Source organism: Cytobacillus solani, from assembly GCF_006704205.1.
Taxonomy (GTDB): domain Bacteria; phylum Bacillota; class Bacilli; order Bacillales; family Cytobacillaceae; genus Cytobacillus; species Cytobacillus solani.
The window spans coordinates 4,899,808-4,924,789 of record NZ_CP041305.1 but is presented as its reverse complement, the minus strand read 5'-3'; the positions used below and the strand labels follow the sequence as shown (position 1 = coordinate 4,924,789).

Genomic DNA, 24,982 nt, shown 5'->3' with positions numbered 1-24,982 from the left:
GCATGTCGAAAGTTAATGTGCTGGTAGTGGATGATTCGGCCTTTATGAGAAAACTTATTTCTAATTTTTTATCTGAGGATCCACGAATCCAGGTAGTTGGTTCAGCTAGAAATGGGAAAGATGGCATTGAAAAGTTAAAAGAATTAAAACCTGATGTTATCACAATGGATGTTGAAATGCCTGTTTTAAATGGTATTGAGGCATTAAAAATAATAATGAAGGATTTTCCTGTCCCTGTCATTATGCTGTCAAGTACAACGAAAGAGGGAGCGGAAAATACGATAGCCGCAATTCAATCAGGTGCGATTGATTTTATCGCAAAGCCTTCAGGTGCGATATCCCTTGATTTACATAAAATTAAGGAGGAACTAGTCCGGAAGGTACTGTCAGCTAGCAAAGTAAGCCGTAAGCAATTGATAAAAATATCATCAGACAAATATTTATCTACTACTCAGGCCGAAAGTTATAGTAAAATAGAACCAAAGGACGAGTCTCGAGTAAATACACCTGTTACTAAAGGGCTGGGACTATCTAAGAAGATAATATGTATAGGCACTTCCACAGGTGGGCCAAGGGCTCTTCAAAATGTTCTAACAAGATTGCCAGCTAGCCTTGATTCGGCTGTACTTATCGTTCAGCACATGCCTGCAGGGTTTACAAAATCTTTGGCTACAAGGTTAGATTCACTTTGTGCAATTTCCGTAAAAGAAGCATGCGATGGGGATATTGTAGAAAAGGGAACAGCATACATTGCACCAGGCGGCTATCATATGAGAACGAAACAAGTAGGCCCGAATTTAGTTATATGCCTTGACCAATCAGAAGCAAGAAATGGGCATAGACCAGCAGTTGATGTATTGTTTGAATCAGTAAGCGAGATAAATCACTATACGAAAGTAGCAGTGATCATGACTGGCATGGGTTCAGATGGCTCGAAAGGGTTGGTCGCTTTGAAGAAAAATGGGTCAGTGAAAGCAATTGCCGAGTCTCAGGAAACCTCTATCGTTTTTGGAATGCCTAAAGCTGCAATAGCTACTAATTTAGTTGATGAAGTTCAAGATGTTGAGAAGATAGCACAAACTATTTTGAAATTTGTTTAATGCTTAAGGGGTGTGGGCCACATGGATATGAATCAATATTTAGAAGTTTTTATAGAAGAAAGTAAAGAACATTTGCAAGCATGTAATGAACAGCTTCTTGAATTGGAGAAGAATCCGGAGGATATTACAATTGTAAATGAAATTTTCCGTTCTGCCCATACATTAAAAGGAATGTCTGCAACGATGGGATATGAGGATTTAGCGAAGCTTACCCATCAAATGGAGAATGTCCTGGATGCTATACGTAATCATAAGCTTAAATTCAATCCAGAAATATTGGATGTTGTTTTTCTGGCTGTGGATGATCTTGAAGCAATGGTGCAATCGATAGCTGAAGGCGGAGATGGAAAAAGAGATGTTTCAGACGTTGTCGGTAAATTATTGCTAATTGAAAAAGGGGAGAGCCCTGTCCAATCTGAAGCAAAATCAGAAGTTGCTGCCGCAGCTGCAGAACCTTTACACGCGGCAAAAAGCCATTATGATGAGTTTGAATTTACTGTTCTTCAGCAATCAAAAGAACAAGGCTTCGATACGTTTGAAATTACTGTTGCTTTAAGAGAAGATTGTCTTCTAAAAGCAGCAAGAGTATTTATGATCTTTGAAATCTTAGAGAAGATCGGTGAGGTCATTAAATCCAATCCATCAGTAGATCAGCTTGAGGAAGAGCAATTTGATCACGAATTTACAGTAACAATCGTTTCGAAGGAAATGAAAGATGATATTCAAAAGAAATTAATGAAAGTTTCTGAGGTTGAAAAGGTAGACGTAAATCCAATTTCTTTAGATGAACTCCGACAATATGAAGAAGAAGTGGAAATTATTCAAACAACAGTAAGTGAAGCGCCAGCAAATGAAATGGTGAAAAATGCTGATACTCCAAATAAGCAAGAGGATAAGAAGGCTACTTCATCTGCAAAGCAAGCAAGCAGTAAAACGATTCGTGTAAATATTGAAAGATTGGATATTTTAATGAATTTGTTCGAAGAATTAGTCATTGATAGAGGACGATTAGAACAAATTTCAAGAGATTTAAACAATCAAGAATTACATGAGACGGTTGAACGTATGTCAAGAGTAACGGGTGATTTGCAAAATATTATCCTTAATATGCGCATGGTTCCAGTTGAAACGGTCTTTAATCGCTTCCCACGTATGGTTCGTCAATTGGCACGTGATTTAAATAAGAAAATCAATCTTGAAATTATCGGTGCGGAAACTGAGCTAGACCGTACAGTTATTGATGAAATTGGTGATCCACTTGTACATTTAATTAGAAATGCTCTTGATCATGGTGTCGAAACACCAGAGACGAGAAAAGCAAATGGAAAGAATGAAGAAGGAACGGTCGTACTTAAGGCCTATCATAGCGGAAATCATGTATTTATTGAAATCGAAGATGATGGTGCAGGTATTAGCAGAGATAAAGTTCTAGCCAAGGCGTTAAGTAAAGGGATTGTTACTGAGCAAGCCGCTGCATCAATGACAGATAATCAAGTATACGAGTTAATTTTAGCATCAGGCTTTTCTACTGCAGAAAAAATATCGGATGTTTCCGGTCGTGGCGTTGGATTGGACGTTGTAAAAAGTACGATTGAATCTTTAGGCGGAACGATTTCAATTGAATCGAAACTTGGTCATGGATCAGTGTTCTCAATTCAACTGCCTTTAACTTTATCGATTATTTCGGTAATGCTTACTGAGATTCAGCAGGAGAAATTTGCAATCCCTCTATCGTCTATTATCGAAACGGCGATTGTAAAAAAAGAAGATATACTCAATGCTCATAATCAGAGAGTAATAGATTTCAGAGGAAAAGTGGTTCCATTATTATTCCTAAAAGATGTGTTTGAAGTTCCTGTCTTTGAAGAAGAGGATGATTTCTATTCTGTTGTCATAGTAAGAAAAGGCGATAAAATGGCAGGACTTGTTGTTGACTCCTTTATTGGGCAGCAAGAAGTCGTCTTAAAATCGTTAGGGAATTATTTAATGAATGTATTTGCGATTTCTGGTGCTACAATTTTAGGTAATGGACAAGTAGCCTTAATTGTTGACTGTAATGCATTAATTAAATAGTTGAAGCTTCTAAAACAATGATGCCGTTAGCTGCTATAATGGTAAACGGCTTCTCGAAATTTTACAGTCTAGTAAAGAGGTGTCAAAGATGACTGATACGTTAGCTGCAGATGTTAAATTAATCGTCTTTCAATTAAAGGATAAAGAATATGCGATTCCAGTTAATCAAGTTCAAGGAATTGAAAAGGTTGAACATATTACTAGGGTTCCACGAACAGAAAAATTTATTAAAGGTGTAATTAATCTTCGAGGTGTGATTACACCGATCATTGATCTTCGAAGCAGATTTGGTCTTGAAGAAGAGAATTTCACTGATAGTACTCGTGTTATTATTGTATCTGTTAATGATCTAGAAGTTGGTTTTGTTGTAGATTTAGCTAATGATGTGATTGATATTCCTGTTTCTTCAATTGAGCCGCCGCCAGATGTGGTTGGGGTTAAAGAAGTTGAATATATTAATGGTGTTGCGAAGATCGGCAAAAGATTACTGATACTTATTGATTTAGAAATGATATTGGGCACGGAGCAATTTAGCTCTACTAGAAATGAAGGATAAACAAATGAGTTTTATTGAAAAGATTTCATCCATTCATCTCGATATATTAAAGGAAATTGGCAATATTGGTGCAGGTCATGCAGCGACTGCTTTATCAAAATTATTAAACAAGAAAATTGATATGAAAGTTCCTAATGTACAAATTGTTTCATTTGACGAGATGATGAATATGGCAGGAGGAGCTGAAAATGTTGTCGCTGGTGTTTTTCTGAGAATCGAGGGTGAAGCTCCAGGGAGCATGTTTTTTGTTTTGCCGGTCGAACAGGCGACAAGCTTTATTAGGGAAATGATCGGGGATGAAAGTTTTTCCCTCGAGTCTCCTCCATATAGTGAAATTGGGTTATCAGCTTTACAGGAGTTAGGGAATATTCTTTCAGGATCCTATTTATCATCTTTATCAGATTTTACAAATTTATCTTTGTATCCTTCTGTTCCGGCATTAAGTATTGATATGGTTGGAGCGATCATTAGCTACGGCTTAATAGAATTATCACATGTAAGTGACTATGCGATTGTCATAGATACAGCCTTAAATGAAGATGAGGATGAAAACACAGAATATGTGAAGGGACATTTTTTCCTTTTGCCGGATCCAGATTCTTTTCAAATTATTTTTAAATCTCTAGGAGTTCCGCATAATGATTGAAAGTAAAACCATTATTAAAGTCGGAATTGCTGATATGAATATAGTTAAAACGCCAGATATCATTCGCACATCAGGTTTAGGATCCTGTGTAGGTGTTGTTATATATGATCAAACAAGAGAAGTTGCTGGACTTGCTCATGTGATGCTACCAGACTCTTCTCTTGCTAAGTCAGGTGTCTTGAACATCGCAAAGTATGCTGATACAGCTATAAAAGATCTTGTTTCAAAGTTAATTCGTCATGGAGCACGAGCCAATTTTTTAAAGGCGAAAATTGCTGGTGGAGCACAAATGTTTCAATTTTCGAGTGGCAGTGATATGATGCGTATCGGCCCTAGAAACGTAGAAGCTGTTAAATTAGAACTAGCTGCTTTAAATATTGCAATTGTTGCAGCAGATGTTGGCGGAAATAGCGGAAGGACCATTGAATTTAATCCACAAAACTGCATCTTACATATCCGGACAGTGAATAAAGGCATTCAGGAACTATAAGGACAAGAAACGATTTCAGCCTCTTTCTGAATGAAAGGGCTGTTTTCCTTTTTTTGACCTTTATTAAGGGAATCAGTGTCTATTTTGTTCATATTTTTTTTGATATACTATTATGTAGTAACGAAAAATGTAAACGTTTGAGGAGGATGACCATATGGCACATCAAATGACGGAAGAACAAACGTATTGGCAAAGTTGGGTCACTTCTCGTGATGCTCAAGCGGGAAATTTCCTCGTTCAAAAATATTTACCTCTTGTAAGCTATCATGTCCAGCGAATTTCCGTGAATCTGCCGAGAAATGTTTCAAGAGATGATTTGCGAAGTCTAGGCTTGATGGGTTTATATGATGCTTTGGAAAAATTTGAACCCAATCGTGATTTGAAGTTTGATACGTATGCTTCTTTTAGAATTCGCGGCGCCATCCTCGATGGTTTACGAAAAGAAGATTGGCTTCCTCGAAATACAAGGGAAAAGGCAAAAAAGATTGAGGCAGCAATTGAAAAGCTTGAACAGCGGCTTGCACGAAAGGTAACCATCCAAGAAATATCCTTAGAGGTAAATATGACAGAAGAAGAGGTCCATTCAGTCATGAATGAACATTTTTTTGCAAATGTCCTTTCGATTGATGAAAAACCAAGTGATCAAGATGACAAAGACGGACAGTCTTTTATTATTAAAGATGAAAGTACAGAAATGCCTGAAGAGAAATTAATTAAAGATGAAATGATTGCTGAAATGGTGAATTTAATTTCGCAATTAAATGAGAAGGAACAATTAGTGGTCAGCTTATTTTATAAAGAAGAATTGACCCTAACTGAGATAGGACAAGTCATGAATCTTTCAACATCTAGAATTTCTCAAATTCATTCCAAAGCGATTTTTAAATTACGTCATGCATTGGAAAAGGTCTTTTAAATTCTTAGGGAAAGTGGCGATGACGAATGGCAAAGCTATTCCGTGTTTTGATTGAAAAGAATCGGTTATCCGCGAAAATTGAATTAATTGAAAAGTCAGAAGAGGATCTATCATTAACCTATGAAGAGCTTATTCGTTTCCTAAATGAAGAGAAAATTATTTTTGGTATTAAAGAGGATGTAGTCAAAGAGATTAGCACCCAACCATTATCTATTTCTTATCCAATTATTATTGCTGAGGGATTTCCGCCAAAAGAAGGCGTAGATGCTTACCTGCTGGATGAAGTCCAAAGTGAAAAGCGTGAGAAAAGAGAAAAATTTAATTTTCGTAATGTAATTCAAATACCTTCTGTGAAGGCTGGGCAAACACTAGCGACTATTATACCGCCAACACCTGGGACAACTGGTACGGATGTAACAGGACGGATGATACCTGCCAAGAATGGAAAACCACTGAAAATCCGACCTGGAAAAAATGTTATATTGAATGGTTCAACATTCTATTCAACATCTGATGGACAATTAAGCCTCACAGATAAAATGATTTCGGTAAATCCTGTTTATGAAGTGAATGGGGATCTAGACCTAAAAACAGGAAATATTGATTTTATTGGGAATGTTGTTATTAGAGGAAATGTTCCTAGCGGATACGAGGTGAAGGCTGGAGGAGATATTAAAATTTTTGGATTAGTAGAGGCGGCCGCTATTTATGCGGAAGGAAATATCGTTATTTCTGGTGGTGTTTCTGGTAGTCATAAAGGTTCTCTAATTGCCAATGGCAATATTCAAGCAGCCTATTTGAATCAAGCCGATGTTCAGGCTGAACAAGATGTTTTTGTGGAAAATTCCATTCTACATAGCAAAATTCAAGCAGGTGGTTCATTATACTGTAGAAAAGCACTGATCATTGGTGGTGTTTTATCTGTAGGCAGGGATCTTCATATAAAGGAAGTTGGAAATAGGTTATTTACCAAAACTGATATTCGTGCTGGTGCTGATTTACAGTTAGTAGAAAAGGAAAACGAGCTTCACAAAGAAAAGAAAGAATTAAATGAAAACCTTAAAAAATTGATTAATATTGAACAAAAACTGCTGCAAATAGGAAAAATAAAAGGTGCTCTTTCAGAAGAGCATAAGGCAATCATTCTTAAGCAAAGAGTTACTAAAGATCACATTAACCAAAGGCTAAAAGAAATTGATGAGGAAATTGAAAGGCTAGCAATTGAAATGAACGAGAAACACGATTCATCGATATACATATACGAGAATGTTTTTCCAAATACAACTTTGCACTTCGGAAAGTATGCTATGCAAATTCAGAAAAAACATACAAATTGCCGTTATTATTTCTCAAATGGTGAAATTGTTTCCGAATCATGCATATCAAATAAGTTGCTTTTACAAAGTACATAACAAGGGTGAAAGTGTATGAGCTTAAAATCTGTTGAGATGCAAATAGCTTTGCCTAGAACAATTGAAGCAGGTAAAATACAAGAGCAGCTGCAGCAGCGTGGACAAAACATGAATGATATTGGCGTACAACAAACGCAAAAGGAAGAAGAGAAAAAAAGAAGTACAGTTATCAAGCAAGAGCAAAAAGGCAATGTTAAACTTTCACAAAAGCAACAAGAGAACCAGCAAGGTACAAATGGACAACAAGAAAATGAAGAGCAGAAGGAAGAGAAAGAAAAAAAACAGAAAGAATATCACCCATATAAAGGGACATTAATCGATTTTAGTGGATAGAGGGATTGTATGACCACTTTTTTGTTATTATTTAGTTTGTTTTTAAATGTTTTAGCTATCTTCGCAATTATCATCTTATTTCTTCGCCAAAATCGTCTGTTACAGGTGGAAAGAAAGCAAGAGAAAATGATTTCTGATATGGAAGAGGTAATATCTACCTACTTGCTGCAAATGAAAGAAGAAAACGAAGCATTTATTGAAAGAGTAAAGAATATGGAGCTTGGATCTGCTCCAATAAATGAAATCGATTCGAAAAAAAATAATTCTTATAACGAGGCAAAAGATAGAGGCAACAGGGCAATTCAAGAGGAAGATTCTAATAAAATACATCTCCAAAGCCGAATCGGAAAAGTTACTGCATTTAAAGCAGCAAGTGTTTATAAACAAAATGCACATGCAGCTGCCATGGATATAGATAGTAAGGCTCAAAAAAAAAATGAAGATCATTCTGTGAAATTGCCCTCACTTGAGAAAAATGATGATGAAATCCTAAAAAATATGAAAGTAACTTTTAATTCAACAAACCATTTACAAGAGGATTCGTTATTACAGCAAGTACTCGACTTGAAAGAACAAGGATTTACGGAAGATAAAATAGCACAAAAACTGAATAAAGGTAAAACAGAGATTGAACTGTTGTTAAAATTCCAAAGCAATCAATAGAAAAAACTTGAATGTATATTATTATTATGATATATTAACAAATGGTGTTAATACACACGCTTATTGATTTAATCGGATGGTGCTGGAAAGTCAGTTTCTGATTAAAAATGATCTAAGCGGAGGAAATCAAACCATTAGGAGGAAACACACATGTCAGTAATTTCAATGAAGCAATTGCTTGAAGCTGGTGTACATTTTGGACACCAAACTCGCCGTTGGAACCCTAAAATGAAAAAATATATTTTTACAGAGCGTAACGGCATCTACATCATCGACCTTCAAAAAACAGTTAAAAAGGTTGAAGAAGCTTATAACTTTGTTAAGGAACTTGCTGGTAACGGCGGTACGATCCTTTTCGTAGGAACAAAGAAGCAAGCACAAGACTCTGTTAAAGAAGAAGCTATCCGTTCTGGTCAGTACTATGTTAACCAACGCTGGTTAGGTGGTACATTAACAAACTTTGAAACAATCCAAAAGCGTATTTCACGTCTAAAAGATATCGAAAGAATGTCTGAAGATGGTACTTTCGAAGTGCTTCCTAAAAAAGAAGTTGTTCAATTGAAAAAAGAGCAAGAGCGCTTAGAAAAATTCTTAGGCGGAATCAAAGATATGAAGGGTCTTCCTGACGCTTTATTTATCATCGATCCTCGTAAAGAGCGCATTGCTGTTGCAGAAGCACATAAATTAAACATTCCGATCGTTGGTATCGTTGATACAAACTGTGATCCAGATGAAATCGATGTTGTTATCCCTGCAAATGATGATGCAATTCGTGCTGTTAAACTATTAACAGGTAAAATGGCAGATGCGATTCTTGAAGCAAAACAAGGTGAAGAAGTAACAACTGCTTAAGTTGGACATTGAAAAAGGTGATAAGAGGGAGCCCCTTTATCACCTTTTTTTAAAGAATAAGCAAAAGACAGTTTTTTGGTCATGTATATTTGGTAATGATATAACTACATATTCAATTATAAGGAGGATTTCATAATGGCAATTACTGCACAAATGGTTAAGGAACTACGCGAAAAAACAGGCGCAGGTATGATGGATTGTAAAAAAGCGCTTCAAGAAACTGATGGTGATTTGGAAAAAGCAATCGATTTTCTTCGTGAAAAAGGAATCGCTAAGGCTGCTAAAAAAGGTGACCGTATTGCTGCGGAAGGGCTAACTTCTGTTAAAGTTGAAGGGAATTCTGCGGTTATTCTTGAAGTAAACTCTGAAACAGATTTCGTTTCAAAAAATGAAGGATTCCAAACTTTAGTTAAGGAATTAGCAGATCACTTACTTGCAAATAAACCAGCATCTGTTGAAGAAGCTGCTGCTCAAACAATGGCAAATGGGGCTACTGTTGAAGCTCACATTAATGCTGCTATTGCGAAAATTGGTGAAAAACTAAGCTTGCGTCGTTTTGAAGTGAAAACAAAGGCAGATAATGATGCTTTTGGTGCATACTTACACATGGGTGGACGTATTGGCGTATTAACAGTACTTGAAGGAACAACTGATGAGGATGCTGCGAAAGACGTGTCTATGCATATCGCTGCACTTAATCCTAAATATGTTTCTCGTGACGAAGTTTCTCAAGAAGAAGTTGAGCGTGAGCGTGAAGTTTTAACTCAACAAGCTCTTAACGAAGGAAAACCTGAAAATATCGTTGCGAAAATGGTTGAAGGCCGTCTAAGCAAATATTTTGAGGATGTTTGTGTAAACGATCAAGCTTTCGTTAAGAACCCTGATCAAAAGGTTGGGAAATTCGTTGAATCAAAAGGCGGGAAAATCCGTGAGTTTGTACGCTTTGAAGTAGGAGAAGGTATTGAAAAGCGTGAAGATAACTTTGCTGAAGAAGTTATGAGCCAAGTTAAAAAGTAATTTCTGCTCATACATTTATAAGAATAAATTACAACTAGAAATTGTTATTTCAGGGAACACTTTGTGTTCCCTGTTTTTCAAGACTAAATAAGTTCAATAAATGTTTAGCTACAGTGCTGCATGTGCTTAGCTTTTCTATATTACATATGGAGGTTCTTATGAGCAGCCCAAAATATAAACGTGTTGTTTTAAAGTTAAGCGGAGAAGCTTTAGCAGGGGAGCAAGGTTTTGGAATTAATCCTGCTGTTATAAAGTCGGTAGCATTACAGGTCAAAGATTTAGCCCAATTAGGTGTAGAAGTAGCTGTCGTTGTTGGCGGTGGAAATATCTGGCGCGGAAAGATTGGGGAAGAAATGGGTATGGACAGAGCAAATGCAGACTATATGGGGATGCTTGCAACAGTCATGAACTCATTAGCACTACAGGATAGTTTAGAACAATTAGGTGTTGAGACGAGAGTGCAAACATCTATTGAAATGAGACAAGTGGCTGAACCTTATATTCGCAGAAAGGCGATTCGTCATCTTGAGAAAAAACGTGTCGTTATCTTTGCTGCTGGTACAGGCAATCCTTATTTCTCAACAGATACAACAGCTGCACTAAGAGCAGCGGAAATTGAAGCAGAAGTTATATTAATGGCGAAAAACAATGTCGACGGCGTGTATTCAGCAGATCCGCGGATCGATAAAAATGCGAAAAAATATGATCAGCTTTCCTATCTTGATGTAATTAAAGAAGGTTTAGCTGTTATGGATTCTACAGCATCGTCCTTATGTATGGATAATGATATTCCATTAATTGTGTTTTCAATAATGGAGCAAGGAAATATTAATCGTGCAGTAATGGGTGAACCAATTGGAACAATTGTAAGGGGGAAAAAATAATGCCAAAACAAGTTATTGCCAATGCAAAGGAAAGAATGACGAAAGCGATCCAAGCATATACTCGCGAGCTTGCAAGTATTCGTGCAGGCAGAGCTAATGCATCATTGCTTGATAGAATTACGGTTGATTATTATGGTGCTCCTACACCGGTTAATCAATTAGCAGGGATTTCAGTTCCAGAAGCACGCCTGCTTGTTATTCAACCATACGATAAATCTATTCTTGGTGAAATTGAAAAAGCCATCTTGAAATCTGATATCGGTTTAACTCCTTCAAATGATGGAAGTATCATACGACTTTCTATTCCTCAACTAACAGAGGAGCGAAGAAAAGATCTCGTAAAACTTGTGAAAAAAGAATCTGAAGAGGCAAAAGTTGCCATTCGTAATGTGCGACGCGATGCAAATGATGATTTAAAGAAACTTGAGAAGAACGGTGAAATCACGGAAGATGATTTACGCGGTTACTCAGATGATATCCAAAAGCTAACTGATGAGCAGATCAATAAAATTGATTCAATCACAAAAGATAAAGAAAAAGAAATTCTTGAAGTTTAAAAAAATAATTGTGAATAGAAATAGCGACCCTCTATCTATAGGGGGTTTTTTTACTCTAACCCCTTGAATAATGAGATCGGTAATAAAATCAGATGTATTATTCTTATTTATTACAAATGTACATATTCTTTTTATAGAGATATCTTTCTTTATTTTTGGTATGATATTATCATGCAGAAATAGGGTTGATTTTTTTACAAGAGATTGAATTGGCGCGAGTACTTATTTTTCTTATATTCAAGAGTGTTTTGTCTAGCTACAGCGCCTATACCTGACTTAGAGGTCAGGTGTGAGGAAAGCTCCTTAGAGTAAGCATCAAAGGAACAATCTGTACTTTGATTGTTCCGAAGGCGCTTTCGCTTTTTTAATCGGAGGGTAAGATTAACCTATCTTAAAGGAGCAGTCTTATGTTAAATAAAATAAAACGATGGAAGAATCAAAGCAGCTCTTCCGAACTCCGAGAAAGAATGTTGAAAATTCAAGAACTCCAAATTCCTTCGCATATAGCAATTATTATGGATGGCAATGGCAGATGGGCAAAAAAGAGAGCTTTGCCAAGAATAGCTGGGCACCATGAAGGAATGAAGGTAGTTCGAAAAATTACGAGATTAGCAAATCAAGTTGGCGTGAAGGCGTTGACTCTTTATGCGTTCTCTACAGAAAATTGGAAACGTCCAAAACTGGAAGTGGAGTACCTTATGAAGCTCCCAGAGGAGTTTCTAGGATCTTTTCTTCCAGAGCTGGTTGAAGAAAATGTGAAAGTGATCATGATGGGTGACAAAGAAATGCTGCCTTCTCACACAAGAAATGCGATTGAGAGAGCAATGGAGGATACGAAGGACAACACTGGTTTAATATTAAATTTTGCTTTAAACTATGGAAGCCGCTCTGAAATCATTGAAGGGATCAAGGAAGTCTTAAAAGATTGCAAAAATGGTATAATAGATGAGAATGAGTTAAATGAAGATATTTTTTCTTCTTATTTAATGACTAAAGGATTAAATGATCCAGATCTTTTAATTCGTACGAGTGGTGAAATCCGCCTAAGCAACTTTATGCTCTGGCAGCTAGCTTATACGGAATTTTGGTTTACTGATGTGCTTTGGCCTGATTTTGCAGAAGACCATTTTATTGAAGCAATTGAGGTTTTTCAAAACAGGCAAAGGCGTTTTGGAGGAGTTTAACAAAGGTGTTGAAAATTAGATGAAGCAAAGAATTATTTCAGCGATTGTATTTGGTGCAATTTTCCTCCCAGTTGTTATTATTGGAGGAATGCCAGTTGTCATACTAGCCTACTTGTTGGCATCGATTGCACTTTATGAACTATTAAAAATGCGCAAACTAAATATTATCTCTGTGCCAGGGATCATATCATTATTGTTGTTATGGATATTTCTTCTTCCAAATCAATTTCAGGCTCTGCTGAATATCATCCATTTTACAAAAATTGAGTTTGCTTTGCTTGCTGTATTATTATTCTTAACTTATACAGTAGTAACGAAAAATAGGTTTACTTTTGATGATGTAGCATTTTCTATTTTAGCTACATTATACGTTGGAATCGGTTTTTATTATTTCATTGAAACAAGGGAAGAAGGATTAATCTTTATTTTCTTCTCGCTGTTTATCATTTGGGCAACAGATTCAGGAGCCTATTTTATTGGCCGAGCTATAGGGAAAAAGAAGCTATGGCCTGAGATCAGCCCGAACAAAACAATAGAGGGATCTATAGGAGGAGTTTTCTGTGCGCTTATCGTAGCCGTTCTATTTCTCCTATTCACAAATATTCCAGCATCACTATTTCAACTGCTAATCATCACTGTCGTCTTATCTGTTTTTGGACAAATTGGTGATCTAGTTGAATCGGCATTAAAGCGGCATTATGATGTAAAGGATTCTGGGAAAATTATGCCAGGTCATGGCGGTATATTAGATCGATTTGACAGTTTATTATTTGTATGGCCGCTCATTCATTTTATTTATTTATTTTAAGAAAAGCGGAAGTGCCTTGATCATCGCTGTACAAACTGGAAGGACCGCGACTTATCAGAGGGAGGGGACCTGAAGTTTGATAGGTGATAGGCGCTGGAGTTAGACATTCGCTAACTTTAAAGTTGTACCTTTACTCATAAAAAAATGAAATGTCTTTCTTTTTCCAACAGGAGATGAATTGAATTGAAGTATATTAGTTTAATGGGGGCAACCGGATCAGTCGGCACCCAAACTTTGGACGTCATTAAAGAACATCCATCTGAATTTAAGCTTACTGCTATTTCGGTGGGAAGAAATATTGAGCTAACGAGAAAAATTATTAAGGAATTCAAGCCGGAGCTTGTTTCGGTTGCGGAAGAATCTTTAGTAACTAACCTAAAAGCGGAATTTCCAGGGACCCACTTTACTTATGGAAGAGATGGACTTATTGAAGTGGCTGTTTATCATAAAGCTGATGTTCTTGTTAATGCAGTTTCTGGGAGTGTTGGGCTTACTCCGACATTAGAAGCTATTAAGGAGAAAAAAACAATTGCCATAGCGAATAAGGAGACACTTGTAACAGCTGGTCATCTTGTCATGGAAGAGGCTAAGCGCAATAATGTTTCCTTGCTTCCTGTAGATAGTGAGCATTCTGCTATTTTTCAAGCATTACAAGGCGAGAAAGAAAAAAACATTGAAAAATTAATTATAACTGCATCAGGTGGCAGCTTCAGAGATCGCACACGGGAAGAATTGCGAAATGTTACGCTTGAGGATGCTTTAAATCATCCAAACTGGTCGATGGGAGCAAAAATTACTATTGATTCGGCAACAATGATGAATAAAGGATTAGAAGTAATTGAAGCACACTGGTTATTTTCAATTCCCTATGACAAAATTGATGTATTATTGCATAAGGAAAGTATTATACATTCAATGGTAGAGTTTCATGATAGCAGCATAATCGCTCAACTAGGAACACCGGATATGAGAGTTCCTATTCAGTATGCACTTACATATCCTGATAGATTGATCCTTCAGACTGCTAAACGTCTTAATTTAGCAGAGATCGGAAAGCTGCATTTTAGAAAGATGGATTTGGAACGTTTCCGCTGCTTACGTTTTAGCTTTGAAGCTGGTAAGGCGGGCGGAACAATGCCTACTGTACTAAATGCGGCTAATGAAGCAGCAGTTGCCGCATTTCTAGATGGAAAAGTCTCTTTCCTGCAAATTGAAGATCTAATAGAAAAAGCTTTGAACAAGCATAATAACATCTCAAATCCTGGACTCATTGAAATTCAGGAAGTAGACGAAGAAACGAGAAAATATGTAAACTCACTTTTATAAAGATAAGTTTCATCAACTAAGGGGGAAAAATATCTCTTTAGCTGTTGAAGCTAGATAGCTCTCTAACTCAGAAAAGATAATTTTCTTATCTTTTAAAAAGGTGGTAATAAATTGAGTACAGTTATAGCTTTTATTGTTATATTTGGGGCCCTAGTATTTTTTCATGAATTAGGCCATTTTGTGTTTGCAAAACGTGCTGGAATTCTATGTAGAGAATTTGCCATTGGCTTCGGTCCTAAAATCTTTTCTCATAAAAAGGGAGAAACAACTTATACCATTCGACTGCTTCCTATAGGCGGCTTTGTTCGTATGGCTGGGGAAGATCCAGAAATGATAGAGATTAAACCAGGCTATCGCATTGGCTTATTATTTAATGAGAAAGATGAAGCGAATAAAATAATTTTAACAAACAAAGAGAAATATCCGAATGCAAGAGTTGTCGAGGTTGAGCATGCAGATATTGAGCATGAATTAGTTATAAAGGGATATGTTGAAGGGGATGAAGAGGAGAAGCTGCAATCTTTTCCTATTAGTGCAAATGCCGTTTTAGTAGAGAATGGAACGGAAACACTGATTGCTCCTTATGATAGACAATTTGCCTCAAAAACTCTTTTGCAAAGAACGATGGCTATTTTTGCAGGTCCGATGATGAACTTTATTCTTGCCTTCGTCATATTTATTTTGATTGGCATATTGCAAGGGATCCCAACTGATAATCCTGTTCTTGGAAAGCTAACGGATGATGGCGCGGCAATGGAAGCAGGTTTGAAAGAGGGAGACAATATTCAAAGTGTCAATGGTGCTGAAATATCAAGCTGGTCAGATGTAGTGGAAATCATCCGTAAAAATCCTAATAAAGAATTGCAATTCTCACTTGAACGAGATGGCAAAGAACTGCAGTTGCCTGTAACACCAAAGGTTCAAGAAGCCGATGGGGAAAAGATTGGTATAATAGGCGTATTCCAGCCCATGGAGAAATCACCTATAAAAGCCATTTCTCATGGTGCCAAAGAAACATACCTTTGGACAAAAGAAATTTTTGTCATGTTAGGTAAGCTAGTGACTGGACAGTTTTCTATCGATGCTCTTTCAGGTCCAGTAGGCATTTATGTTTCTACTGATACTGTGGCAAAGTCTGGAATATTCTATTTAATGAAATGGGCAGCAATTTTGAGCATTAACCTTGGAATCATGAACTTATTGCCAATTCCCGCATTGGACGGAGGAAGACTCATGTTCTTTGCAGTTGAAGCAGTAAGAGGAAAGCCGATCGATCGCCATAAAGAGGGAATGGTTCATTTTATTGGATTTGCCCTTTTAATGCTGTTAATGCTTGTAGTTACATGGAACGATATCCAAAGATTTTTCCTATAATAATTTCCCTTTAGGGTCTTACTCCATTAAGGATTTGACCCTATATTTTTTATTAATTAATAATAGAGGTGTTATTTGATGAAACAAAGTATGACGCTTATTCCTACATTAAGAGAAGTGCCAGCAGATGCAGAGATAAAAAGCCACCAATTATTATTGAGAGCAGGTTTTATCCGTCAAAATGCAAGTGGGATCTATAGCTATTTGCCATTAGCTCAGAAAGTATTAAGAAAAATTGAAACGATTGTACGAGAAGAAATGGATCAAGCAGGTGCGGTTGAGTTATTAATGCCAGCTATGCAAGCGGCTGAACTGTGGCAGGAATCAGGCCGATGGTATACATATGGACCTGAGCTTATGAGATTGAAGGATCGTCATGAGCGTGATTTTGCTTTAGGAGCCACTCATGAGGAAGTTATAACAAGCCTCATTCGTGATGAAATCAAGTCATATAAAAAATTACCTCTTGCCTTATATCAAATTCAAACAAAGTTCAGAGATGAAAAACGCCCTCGTTTTGGAATTTTGCGCGGCAGGGAGTTTATTATGAAGGATGCATACTCCTTCCATTCTTCTCAGACTAGTCTCGATGAGATGTATGATAAGCTTTATCAGGCGTATACAAATATTTTTACTCGCTGTGGACTAAATTTCCGTGCTGTTATTGCAGATTCTGGTGCAATGGGCGGGAAGGATACACATGAATTCATGGTATTATCTGAAATCGGTGAAGATACGATTGCTTATTCTGATACATCTAATTATGCAGCGAATATTGAAATGGCACCGGTTATTAATACATATGAAAAAAGCAACGAGGTACAACAAGAATTACAAAAGGTGAAAACAGAAAATAAAAAAACGATTGATGAAGTATCTGCTTTTCTTAATGTAACGAAAAAACAATGTATTAAATCATTGCTATTTAAAGTGGATGACAAGCATGTTTTAGTATTAGTACGTGGGGACCATGAGGTAAATGATATCAAGCTGAAAAATTTGTTTGAAGCAGCAGAGGTTGAACTTGCGGGTGCTGAGGAAACAAAAAATATACTTGGCTGCTCATTTGGCTCACTCGGACCGGTTGGTGTGGATTCAGTTGAAATAATTGCTGACCATGCAATCGTAGGATTAGTAAATGCAGTATGTGGAGCAAATGAAGAGGATATCCACTATATAAATGTCAATCCAGAACGTGATTTCAAAGTAACAAAATATGAAGATCTTCGTTTTATTCAAGAAGGAGATCTTTCACCAGATGGAGAGGGAACGATACTCTTTGCCAAGGGGATTGAAGTCGGACATATCTTTAAATTAGGTACCCGCTATAGTGAAGCGATGGGTGCAACTTACTTGGATGAAAACGGAAGAAACCAACCGATGATTATGGGCTGCTACGGTATCGGTGTTTCACGTGTTATGGCAGCGATTGTTGAACAGTATAATGATGAGAATGGACTTGTTTGGCCAACTGATATTTCTCCGTATGATATCCACCTTATTCCTATTAATATAAAAGACGAATCACAAGCAGTTCTTGCAGAAGAACTATATGTTCAGTTAAAGAAGGGCGGCAGAGATGTATTAATGGATGACCGCCAAGAAAGACCCGGAGTGAAATTTGCTGACTCAGATTTAATTGGTTTGCCGATACGTATTACAATTGGAAAAAAAGCAGCTGAAGGAATAGTAGAAGTAAAGGTTCGTAAGTCAGGTGAAATGCAAGAGGTTCACAGAGATCAGCTTATGGAAACCATTACGCAACTTTTAGAAACACTTTAATCAATTATCGGATTCCTATTATGGGAATCCTTTTTTGTTAGAGAAATATTCCTTACTTGAAGTGGTTATAACACCTGCAAGGTTATGTTATAATTATCAAAGTCTAAAGAAGTCTTTAAGGAAAAAGATAGATAGAAATATATATAGATGGGAGAGAGAAAGATGGAGAATGCCCTAGGCAACAAAGAGCGTTTCCAACTCTTGCTCCAACAGCTGAATTTAACAGATGATGTGATTGTACAGCAATTTCAACAGGCTGAAATTAATAAAGTAGTGATAGAAAAAAAGGCGAAAAAATGGCACTTCTATTTTAACTTTGAGGCAATTTTACCATTTCGTTATTTTAGCCTTTTTTCAACACAATTGGAAAAGACCTTTTCACACATAGCGAATGTTTCTTTTACAATTCACGTAAATAATCAGCAGTTTACTGATCAATTAGTTTTAGATTACTGGCAATATTCTATTCAAGAGATGGAGGGAATGGCTCCTCCGCTTATTAAGCTTTTAAATGAACAAATTCCATCCGTACATGGAAATAAAATCATTATCAGTGTGAGAAATGAAATGGAAGGTTTATCCATTAAAAGGAAATATGCGGGACAAATTAGTCATGTATTTGAAACCTTCGGATTTCCTTCTTTAGTGATTGATACGGAAATTTCAAATGAAGCGGCGAATGAAGAATATCAAAAGTTTATTGAGGCGAAGGAAAAAGAGGATCAGGAGCGAGGACTTCAGGCGTTAATTGATATGCAGAAGAAAGAAGCCGAAGCTGACTCACAAGATGCTGCAGTTCTCCAAGGTCCGCTGATGATTGGTTTAACAATCAAAGATGATGCGGATTTTCGGAAACTCATTGATATTGTTGATGAAGAACGCCGTGTTGCGATTGAAGGATATGTTTTTGCAGCTGAAACGAGAGAGCTTCGTAGTGGAAGAACATTGCTAACCTTTAAAATAACAGATTATACGAGCTCCATTCTAGTTAAAATGTTTTCCCGCGACAAGGAAGACGCGGCATTATATCAGCATGTTCAAAAAGGAATGTGGCTAAAAGTGCGTGGCAGCGTCCAAAATGACACCTTTGTTCGCGATCTTGTCATGATCGGGAATGATATTAACGAAATCAAGCCATTTCAAAGAAAAGACACAGCCCCTGAAAATGAAAAGCGTGTGGAGTTGCATCTGCATACGCCGATGAGTCAAATGGATGCAGTTTCATCGGTTAGCACACTCGTTGGACAAGCAAAAAAATGGGGCCATAAGGCTATTGCAATAACAGACCATGCTGTCGTTCAATCATTTCCAGAAGCATTTGGTGCTGGAAAGAAAAATGATATCAAGATCTTATATGGAGTTGAAGTAAATCTAGTAGATGATGGAGTACCGATCGCATATAACAGCACACATCGGTTATTAAGTGAGGATACGTATGTTGTCTTTGACGTTGAAACAACAGGTTTATCAGCAGTATATGATACGATCATCGAACTTGCAGCCGTAAAAATCCGCGATGGAGAAATAATTGACCGTTTTGAATCGTTTGCAAATCCACACCACCCACTCTCTGCAACAACGATTAACTTAACTGGTATTACAGATGATCTAGTTGAAAATGCTCCAGAGGTTAAGGAAGTACTAAAGGATTTCCATGAATGGACTGGTGACGCGATATTAGTAGCACATAATGCATCTTTTGACATGGGTTTTCTCAATGTCGGCTATAAGAAAATCAATCTAGGCAAAGCTCCTAATCCAGTCATTGATACTCTTGAACTTGCGCGTTTTCTTTATTCAGATATGAAGAACCACCGATTGAATACGCTCGCAAAGAAATTTGATATTGAATTAACACAGCATCACCGAGCGATCTATGATGCAGAAGCAACTGGTTATCTGCTATTGAAAATGTTAAAGGATGCAGCTGAAAAGGGAATTGAGTATCACGATCAATTTAATGATAATATGGGTCAGGGAAATGCGTATCAACGTGCAAGACCTTATCATTGTACATTGCTAGCACAAACAGAGGCAGGCTTGAAAAATCTATTTAAGCTTGTATCTATTTCTCACCTTAATTACTTCTATCGTGTACCAAGAATTCCGAGGTCCCAGCTTCAAAAATACCGTGAAGGTCTTTTAGTAGGATCTGGGTGCGATAAGGGTGAAGTGTTTGAGGGAATGATGCAGAAGTCACCTGAAGAGGTGGAAGAGACGGCACAATTCTATGATTATATTGAGGTTCATCCGAAGGAAGTATACGCACATTTGTTGGAACTTGAATTAGTTCGAAATGAAAAAGCGTTGGAGGATATTATTGGAAAAGTTGTCCAGCTTGGTGAAAAGTTAGGTCTCCCTGTTGTGGCGACAGGGAATGTCCATTACCTAAATCCTAATGACAAAATTTACAGAAAAATTCTTATTAATTCACAGGGTGGAGCGAATCCATTAAATCGCCATAAGCTCCCGGATGTCCATTTTCGAACAACAAATGAAATGCTCGATGCTTTCAAATTTTTAGGAGCGGAGAAAGCACGTGAAATAGTTGTTGAGAATACAAATAAAATTGCAGATATGATCGATGAGATTAAACCGATTAAAGATGATTTATATACGCCAAAAATTGAAGGCGCAGATGATGAAATGCGCAATATGAGCTATAACATGGCTAGAAGCATTTATGGAGAAAATTTGCCTGAAATTGTCGAAGCTCGTTTGGAAAAGGAATTAAAAAGTATCATTGGGCATGGATTTGCCGTTATCTATTTGATCTCACATAAGTTAGTAAAAAAATCATTAGATGATGGCTATCTGGTTGGTTCACGTGGATCTGTCGGTTCATCACTTGTTGCAACAATGACAGAAATAACAGAGGTGAATCCGCTCCCACCACACTATGTCTGCCCTGAGTGTAAGCATTCGGAATTCTTCAATGATGGTTCAGTCGGATCTGGTTATGATCTCCCTGATAAGGATTGTCCAGAATGTGGTGCGACTTATAAGAAGGATGGGCATGACATTCCATTTGAAACTTTCCTTGGGTTTAAAGGGGATAAAGTACCTGATATCGACTTGAACTTCTCGGGTGAATATCAGCCGCGTGCACATAATTACACGAAGCAACTTTTCGGTGAAGATTACGTTTATCGTGCAGGAACGATAGGAACTGTTGCCGATAAAACGGCATTTGGCTATGTAAAAGCGTATCAGCAAGATAACAATCTTCAATTAAGGGGAGCAGAAATTGACAGACTCGCGTCTGGCTGTACAGGTGTCAAAAGGACGACGGGGCAGCACCCTGGGGGAATCATTGTTGTTCCTGATTACATGGATATTTTTGATTTCTCGCCGATACAATTCCCTGCTGATGATAAAAATTCAGAATGGAAGACCACACATTTCGATTTCCATTCCATTCATGACAATCTGCTAAAGCTTGATATACTCGGGCATGATGATCCAACAGTGATCCGGATGCTTCAAGATTTAAGTGGAATAGATCCGAAAACAATCCCTACGGATGATCCAGAAGTAATGAAAATATTTAGTGGGACTGAGTCCTTAGGTGTAACAGAAGAGCAAATCATGTGTAAAACAGGAACGCTTGGCATTCCGGAATTTGGCACGAGATTCGTACGGCAAATGTTAGAGGATACGAAGCCTACTACTTTTTCAGAGCTTGTGCAAATCTCTGGTCTCTCACACGGTACGGATGTTTGGCTAGGGAATGCACAGGAGCTCATTCATAATAGAATATGTACTTTGAGTGAAGTAATTGGCTGCCGTGATGATATAATGGTGTATTTAATCTATCAAGGATTGGAGCCTGCCTTTGCATTTAAAATTATGGAATCTGTCCGTAAAGGTAAAGGTTTAAGTGATGAGATGGAAGAAGAAATGAGAAAGAATGAAGTGCCGGAATGGTATATTGATTCATGTAAAAAAATCAAATATATGTTCCCTAAGGCGCATGCCGCTGCATATGTGTTAATGGCCGTTCGGATTGCTTATTTTAAGGTTCATCACCCGCTTCTATATTATGCTGCATATTTTACTGTTCGTGCAGAGGATTTTGATGTCGATGCAATGGCAAAAGGATCTCAAGCCATTCGCTCATTAATTGACGATATTAATGCAAAAGGGCTGGATGCTTCTAATAAGGAAAAGAACCTACTAACCGTGATGGAGCTTGCGCTTGAAATGAGTGAGCGTGGATTTAAATTTAAGAAGGTAGATCTCTATCGATCGAGTGCAAATGAATTTATTATTGATGACGGGTCGCTAATCCCACCATTTAATGCGATTCCTGGACTTGGCACAAATGCGGCAATCAACATAGTGAAAGCAAGGGAAGAAGGCGAATTCCTTTCGAAGGAGGACCTTCAGCAACGTGGAAAGTTGTCAAAAACAATCATTGAGTATCTGGATAACCATGGATGCTTAGAATCATTGCCAGAACAAAACCAGCTTTCCTTATTTTAATTAAAAAGAAGCACAAGAAATCGTTTGAAAACCTTGAAATGACAGCAATTCCATTTGCATAAAAAAATTGGTTATGGTATAGTTTTAATGGAAATACTATTTATAACTCTCGTAAAAGAAGAGTGGGGCAACCCACTCTTTCGTGTTGTGTACGCTTTTTTTTGGTCTAGACCGTTTGAATCTCTACTAATAAGAAAACAACGCGAGGTTAAGATTGTTGATAAAGGAGGGATATTATGAGCAAAGTGACTGAAACGGTTGAAGAATTAGTCACTCCTATTTTAGATGAACTCAATTTAGAATTAGTTGATATTGAATACGTAAAAGAAGGAAGAGATTGGTTTCTTCGGATATTTATCGATAAGGAAACAGGTGTCGACATTGAAGAATGCGGACTCGTCAGTGAACAATTAAGTGCCAAGCTTGATGAAGTTGACCCCATTCCTTACAACTATTTCTTAGAGGTTTCATCACCGGGAGCTGAACGCCCTCTTAAAAACGAAAAGGATTTTACAAAAGCAATTGGCAAAAATGTTTTTATTAAGACGTATGAGCCCATCGATGGGGAAAAAACATTTGAAGGAATTCTTACACAGTTTGATGGTCAAACCGTATCGGTAGAAATCAAAATTAAAACGAGAAAAAAAACTGTGGATATTCCATATGAAAAAGTAGCCAATGCTCGTTTAGCAGTGGTTTTTTCATAATCAGCTATTAAATCTGGAAGAAAAATAATGTCTAGCGCTTACGCTTTTCTAATAAGGGGGATAAATGTTTCATGAGCAGTGAATTGTTGGATGCTCTGACCTTGCTTGAGAAAGAAAAAGGGATTTCACGAGAAGTGATTATTGAGGCAATTGAGGCAGCACTTGTTTCTGCATACAGAAGAAATTTTAATCAAGCTCAGAACGTTCGAATAGATTTAAATCTTGGCAGTGGTATGATGAGGGTCTTTGCGCGTAAAGAAGTGGTTGATGAAGTATTTGATCCTAGACTTGAAATTTCGATTGAAGATGCCCGTAAATTGAATCCTAATTACCAAATAGAAGACATCGTAGAATTAGAAGTGACACCGAAGGATTTTGGCCGAATTGCGGCACAGACAGCAAAACAAGTTGTTACACAGCGTGTGAGAGAGGCAGAAAGAGGAATTATCTATTCTGAATTTATTGACCGTGAAGAAGATATTATGACTGGAATTGTTCAACGGCAAGATTCCAAATTTATTTACGTTAGCCTTGGAAAAATCGAAGCAATTCTTCCTGCTAATGAACAAATGCCTAATGAACATTACAAACCTCATGATCGTATTAAAGTATTTATTACGAAGGTTGAAAAGACAACAAAAGGTCCGCAAATATTTGTATCAAGAACACATCCTGGACTTTTGAAAAGACTTTTTGAAATTGAAGTTCCAGAAATTTATGATGGAACAGTTGAAATTAAATCAGTTGCACGTGAAGCAGGCGATCGTTCGAAAATATCTGTCCATTCTGATAATGAAGAGGTAGATCCAGTAGGCTCATGTGTTGGACCAAAAGGTACAAGGGTTCAAGCCGTTGTCAATGAGCTTAAAGGGGAAAAAATTGATATTGTCAAATGGTCGCAGGATCCGGTTGTTTTCGTAGCGAATGCTTTAAGCCCATCAAAAGTATTAGATGTTATTGTGAATGAGGAAGATAAAGCAACAACCGTCATCGTTCCTGATTATCAACTCTCACTTGCAATTGGGAAACGCGGTCAGAATGCACGTTTAGCAGCAAAACTGACAGGCTGGAAAATTGATATTAAATCAGAGACGGATGCAAGAGAGTCTGGCATTTATCCAAGAGAAGAAACATTATTAAATTACGATGATAATGATTTCGCGGATGAAGATTTTGATCTATCGGATGATATGGAATAACAGAGGTGAATGAGCGTGAACAATCGTAAAAAAGTTCCCATGCGTAAATGTGTCGCAACCGGTGAAATGAGACCGAAAAAAGAACTCGTTCGCATCGTTCGCTCAAAAGAAGGAGAAGTATCGGTCGATCTAACCGGGAAAAAATCCGGGCGTGGTGCTTATCTTTCAAAAGAGAAAGAAGCAGTGATGCTTGCAAAGAAGAAAAATGTATTAGCCAATCATTTAGAAGTGAAAATAGAGGATTCTATTTATGATGAACTTCTTGAGCTAATAGAGAAAGAGAAACGATAATCCATATGAGTATAAATCAATGGATGTCATTGCTTGGCTTAGCAAATCGGGCACGGAAAGTTACTTCGGGTGAAGAACTTACTATCAAAGAAATTAGAAACGGTAAAGCGAAGCTCATATTGCTATCTGCAGACGCTTCTATTAACACAGCAAAAAAAGTGACAGATAAGTGTAAATCCTATCATGTACCATACAAGCTTGTTGAGAATCGGGAGATACTTGGTCATGCGATCGGAAAAGAAGCCCGTGTTGTCGTAGCGGTATTAGATGATGGATTTGCCAAAAAGCTGAAGTCGTTGCTCGATTAATTCCAGCGGGGGTGAAAGT

23 protein-coding genes are annotated in these 24,982 nt (G+C 37.3%); all 23 read left to right on the top strand.

All coding sequences use genetic code 11. The features are described 5' to 3' along the window. Positions 1-2 precede the first annotated feature (2 nt). The 23 genes from FI644_RS24725 (at position 3) to FI644_RS24615 (ending at position 24,963) form a co-directional block, all read left to right on the top strand. Positions 3-1,100, top strand: a complete 1,098-nt coding sequence (locus tag FI644_RS24725; protein ID WP_053475681.1) for a protein-glutamate methylesterase/protein-glutamine glutaminase — start codon at positions 3-5, stop codon at positions 1,098-1,100. 21 nt (positions 1,101-1,121) lie between these two features. Next, complete coding sequence (locus tag FI644_RS24720) at positions 1,122-3,173, top strand: chemotaxis protein CheA (RefSeq protein ID WP_053475682.1); 2,052 nt, start codon at positions 1,122-1,124, stop codon at positions 3,171-3,173. Between the two features lie 88 nt (positions 3,174-3,261). Then, positions 3,262-3,729, top strand: coding sequence for a chemotaxis protein CheW (locus FI644_RS24715; protein WP_053475683.1), 468 nt, complete (start codon positions 3,262-3,264; stop codon positions 3,727-3,729). 4 nt (positions 3,730-3,733) lie between these two features. Further along, entirely contained in the window at positions 3,734-4,375 is a 642-nt protein-coding gene (locus FI644_RS24710) for a chemotaxis protein CheC (RefSeq protein ID WP_053475684.1), read from the top strand. Then, positions 4,368-4,865: a chemotaxis protein CheD gene (locus FI644_RS24705; RefSeq protein ID WP_053475685.1), complete on the top strand. Its 498-nt coding sequence runs from the start codon at positions 4,368-4,370 to the stop codon at positions 4,863-4,865. Before FI644_RS24710 ends, FI644_RS24705 begins: the two co-directional genes overlap by 8 nt. 154 nt (positions 4,866-5,019) lie before the next feature. Then, positions 5,020-5,781, top strand: coding sequence for a FliA/WhiG family RNA polymerase sigma factor (locus tag FI644_RS24700; protein WP_053475686.1), 762 nt, complete (start codon positions 5,020-5,022; stop codon positions 5,779-5,781). A 26-nt stretch (positions 5,782-5,807) separates the two neighbouring features. Then, complete coding sequence (locus tag FI644_RS24695) at positions 5,808-7,193, top strand: flagellar assembly protein A (protein WP_053475687.1); 1,386 nt, start codon at positions 5,808-5,810, stop codon at positions 7,191-7,193. A 15-nt stretch (positions 7,194-7,208) separates the two neighbouring features. After that, positions 7,209-7,526, top strand: a complete 318-nt coding sequence (locus FI644_RS24690) for a hypothetical protein (protein ID WP_053475688.1) — start codon at positions 7,209-7,211, stop codon at positions 7,524-7,526. Between the two features lie 9 nt (positions 7,527-7,535). Beyond that, positions 7,536-8,189: a hypothetical protein gene (locus FI644_RS24685; RefSeq protein WP_053475689.1), complete on the top strand. Its 654-nt coding sequence runs from the start codon at positions 7,536-7,538 to the stop codon at positions 8,187-8,189. A 150-nt stretch (positions 8,190-8,339) separates the two neighbouring features. Further along, positions 8,340-9,041, top strand: a complete 702-nt coding sequence (gene rpsB / locus FI644_RS24680; protein ID WP_053475690.1) for a 30S ribosomal protein S2 — start codon at positions 8,340-8,342, stop codon at positions 9,039-9,041. A 135-nt stretch (positions 9,042-9,176) separates the two neighbouring features. Then, positions 9,177-10,058, top strand: coding sequence for a translation elongation factor Ts (tsf, locus tag FI644_RS24675; protein WP_053475691.1), 882 nt, complete (start codon positions 9,177-9,179; stop codon positions 10,056-10,058). Positions 10,059-10,216: 158 nt separating this feature from the next. Then, the gene (pyrH, locus tag FI644_RS24670) at positions 10,217-10,942 is read left to right on the top strand and encodes a UMP kinase (RefSeq protein WP_053475692.1); all 726 of its coding nucleotides are present in this window, start codon (positions 10,217-10,219) and stop codon (positions 10,940-10,942) included. After that, entirely contained in the window at positions 10,942-11,499 is a 558-nt protein-coding gene (frr, locus tag FI644_RS24665) for a ribosome recycling factor (protein WP_053475693.1), read from the top strand. The genes pyrH and frr overlap by 1 nt, the downstream gene beginning before the upstream one ends. Before the next feature lie 407 nt (positions 11,500-11,906). Then, the gene (uppS, locus tag FI644_RS24660; protein WP_053475694.1) at positions 11,907-12,683 is read left to right on the top strand and encodes an undecaprenyl pyrophosphate synthase; all 777 of its coding nucleotides are present in this window, start codon (positions 11,907-11,909) and stop codon (positions 12,681-12,683) included. Positions 12,684-12,702: 19 nt separating this feature from the next. Continuing rightward, on the top strand, positions 12,703-13,491 hold the full coding sequence (locus FI644_RS24655) for a phosphatidate cytidylyltransferase (RefSeq protein WP_142108938.1): 789 nt from the start codon (positions 12,703-12,705) through the stop codon (positions 13,489-13,491). Between the two features lie 183 nt (positions 13,492-13,674). Then, positions 13,675-14,817 carry a 1-deoxy-D-xylulose-5-phosphate reductoisomerase gene (locus FI644_RS24650; RefSeq protein WP_056684186.1) on the top strand — a complete coding sequence of 381 codons (1,143 nt, stop codon included), beginning with the start codon at positions 13,675-13,677 and terminating at the stop codon, positions 14,815-14,817. A 111-nt stretch (positions 14,818-14,928) separates the two neighbouring features. Continuing rightward, entirely contained in the window at positions 14,929-16,191 is a 1,263-nt protein-coding gene (gene rseP / locus FI644_RS24645; protein ID WP_053475697.1) for an RIP metalloprotease RseP, read from the top strand. A gap of 78 nt (positions 16,192-16,269) precedes the next feature. Further along, positions 16,270-17,973 (top strand): proline--tRNA ligase, encoded by a 1,704-nt coding sequence (locus tag FI644_RS24640; protein WP_053475698.1) that lies wholly within the window; start codon positions 16,270-16,272, stop codon positions 17,971-17,973. A 162-nt stretch (positions 17,974-18,135) separates the two neighbouring features. Continuing rightward, the gene (locus FI644_RS24635) at positions 18,136-22,458 is read left to right on the top strand and encodes a PolC-type DNA polymerase III (protein ID WP_142108937.1); all 4,323 of its coding nucleotides are present in this window, start codon (positions 18,136-18,138) and stop codon (positions 22,456-22,458) included. Positions 22,459-22,691: 233 nt separating this feature from the next. Continuing rightward, entirely contained in the window at positions 22,692-23,165 is a 474-nt protein-coding gene (gene rimP, locus FI644_RS24630; RefSeq protein ID WP_172797704.1) for a ribosome maturation factor RimP, read from the top strand. Positions 23,166-23,236: 71 nt separating this feature from the next. Beyond that, positions 23,237-24,364, top strand: coding sequence for a transcription termination factor NusA (gene nusA / locus FI644_RS24625; protein ID WP_142108936.1), 1,128 nt, complete (start codon positions 23,237-23,239; stop codon positions 24,362-24,364). A 15-nt stretch (positions 24,365-24,379) separates the two neighbouring features. Continuing rightward, positions 24,380-24,655: an RNase P modulator RnpM gene (rnpM, locus tag FI644_RS24620; protein WP_142108935.1), complete on the top strand. Its 276-nt coding sequence runs from the start codon at positions 24,380-24,382 to the stop codon at positions 24,653-24,655. A 5-nt stretch (positions 24,656-24,660) separates the two neighbouring features. Further along, the gene (locus FI644_RS24615; protein ID WP_053475703.1) at positions 24,661-24,963 is read left to right on the top strand and encodes a YlxQ family RNA-binding protein; all 303 of its coding nucleotides are present in this window, start codon (positions 24,661-24,663) and stop codon (positions 24,961-24,963) included. Positions 24,964-24,982 lie beyond the last annotated feature (19 nt).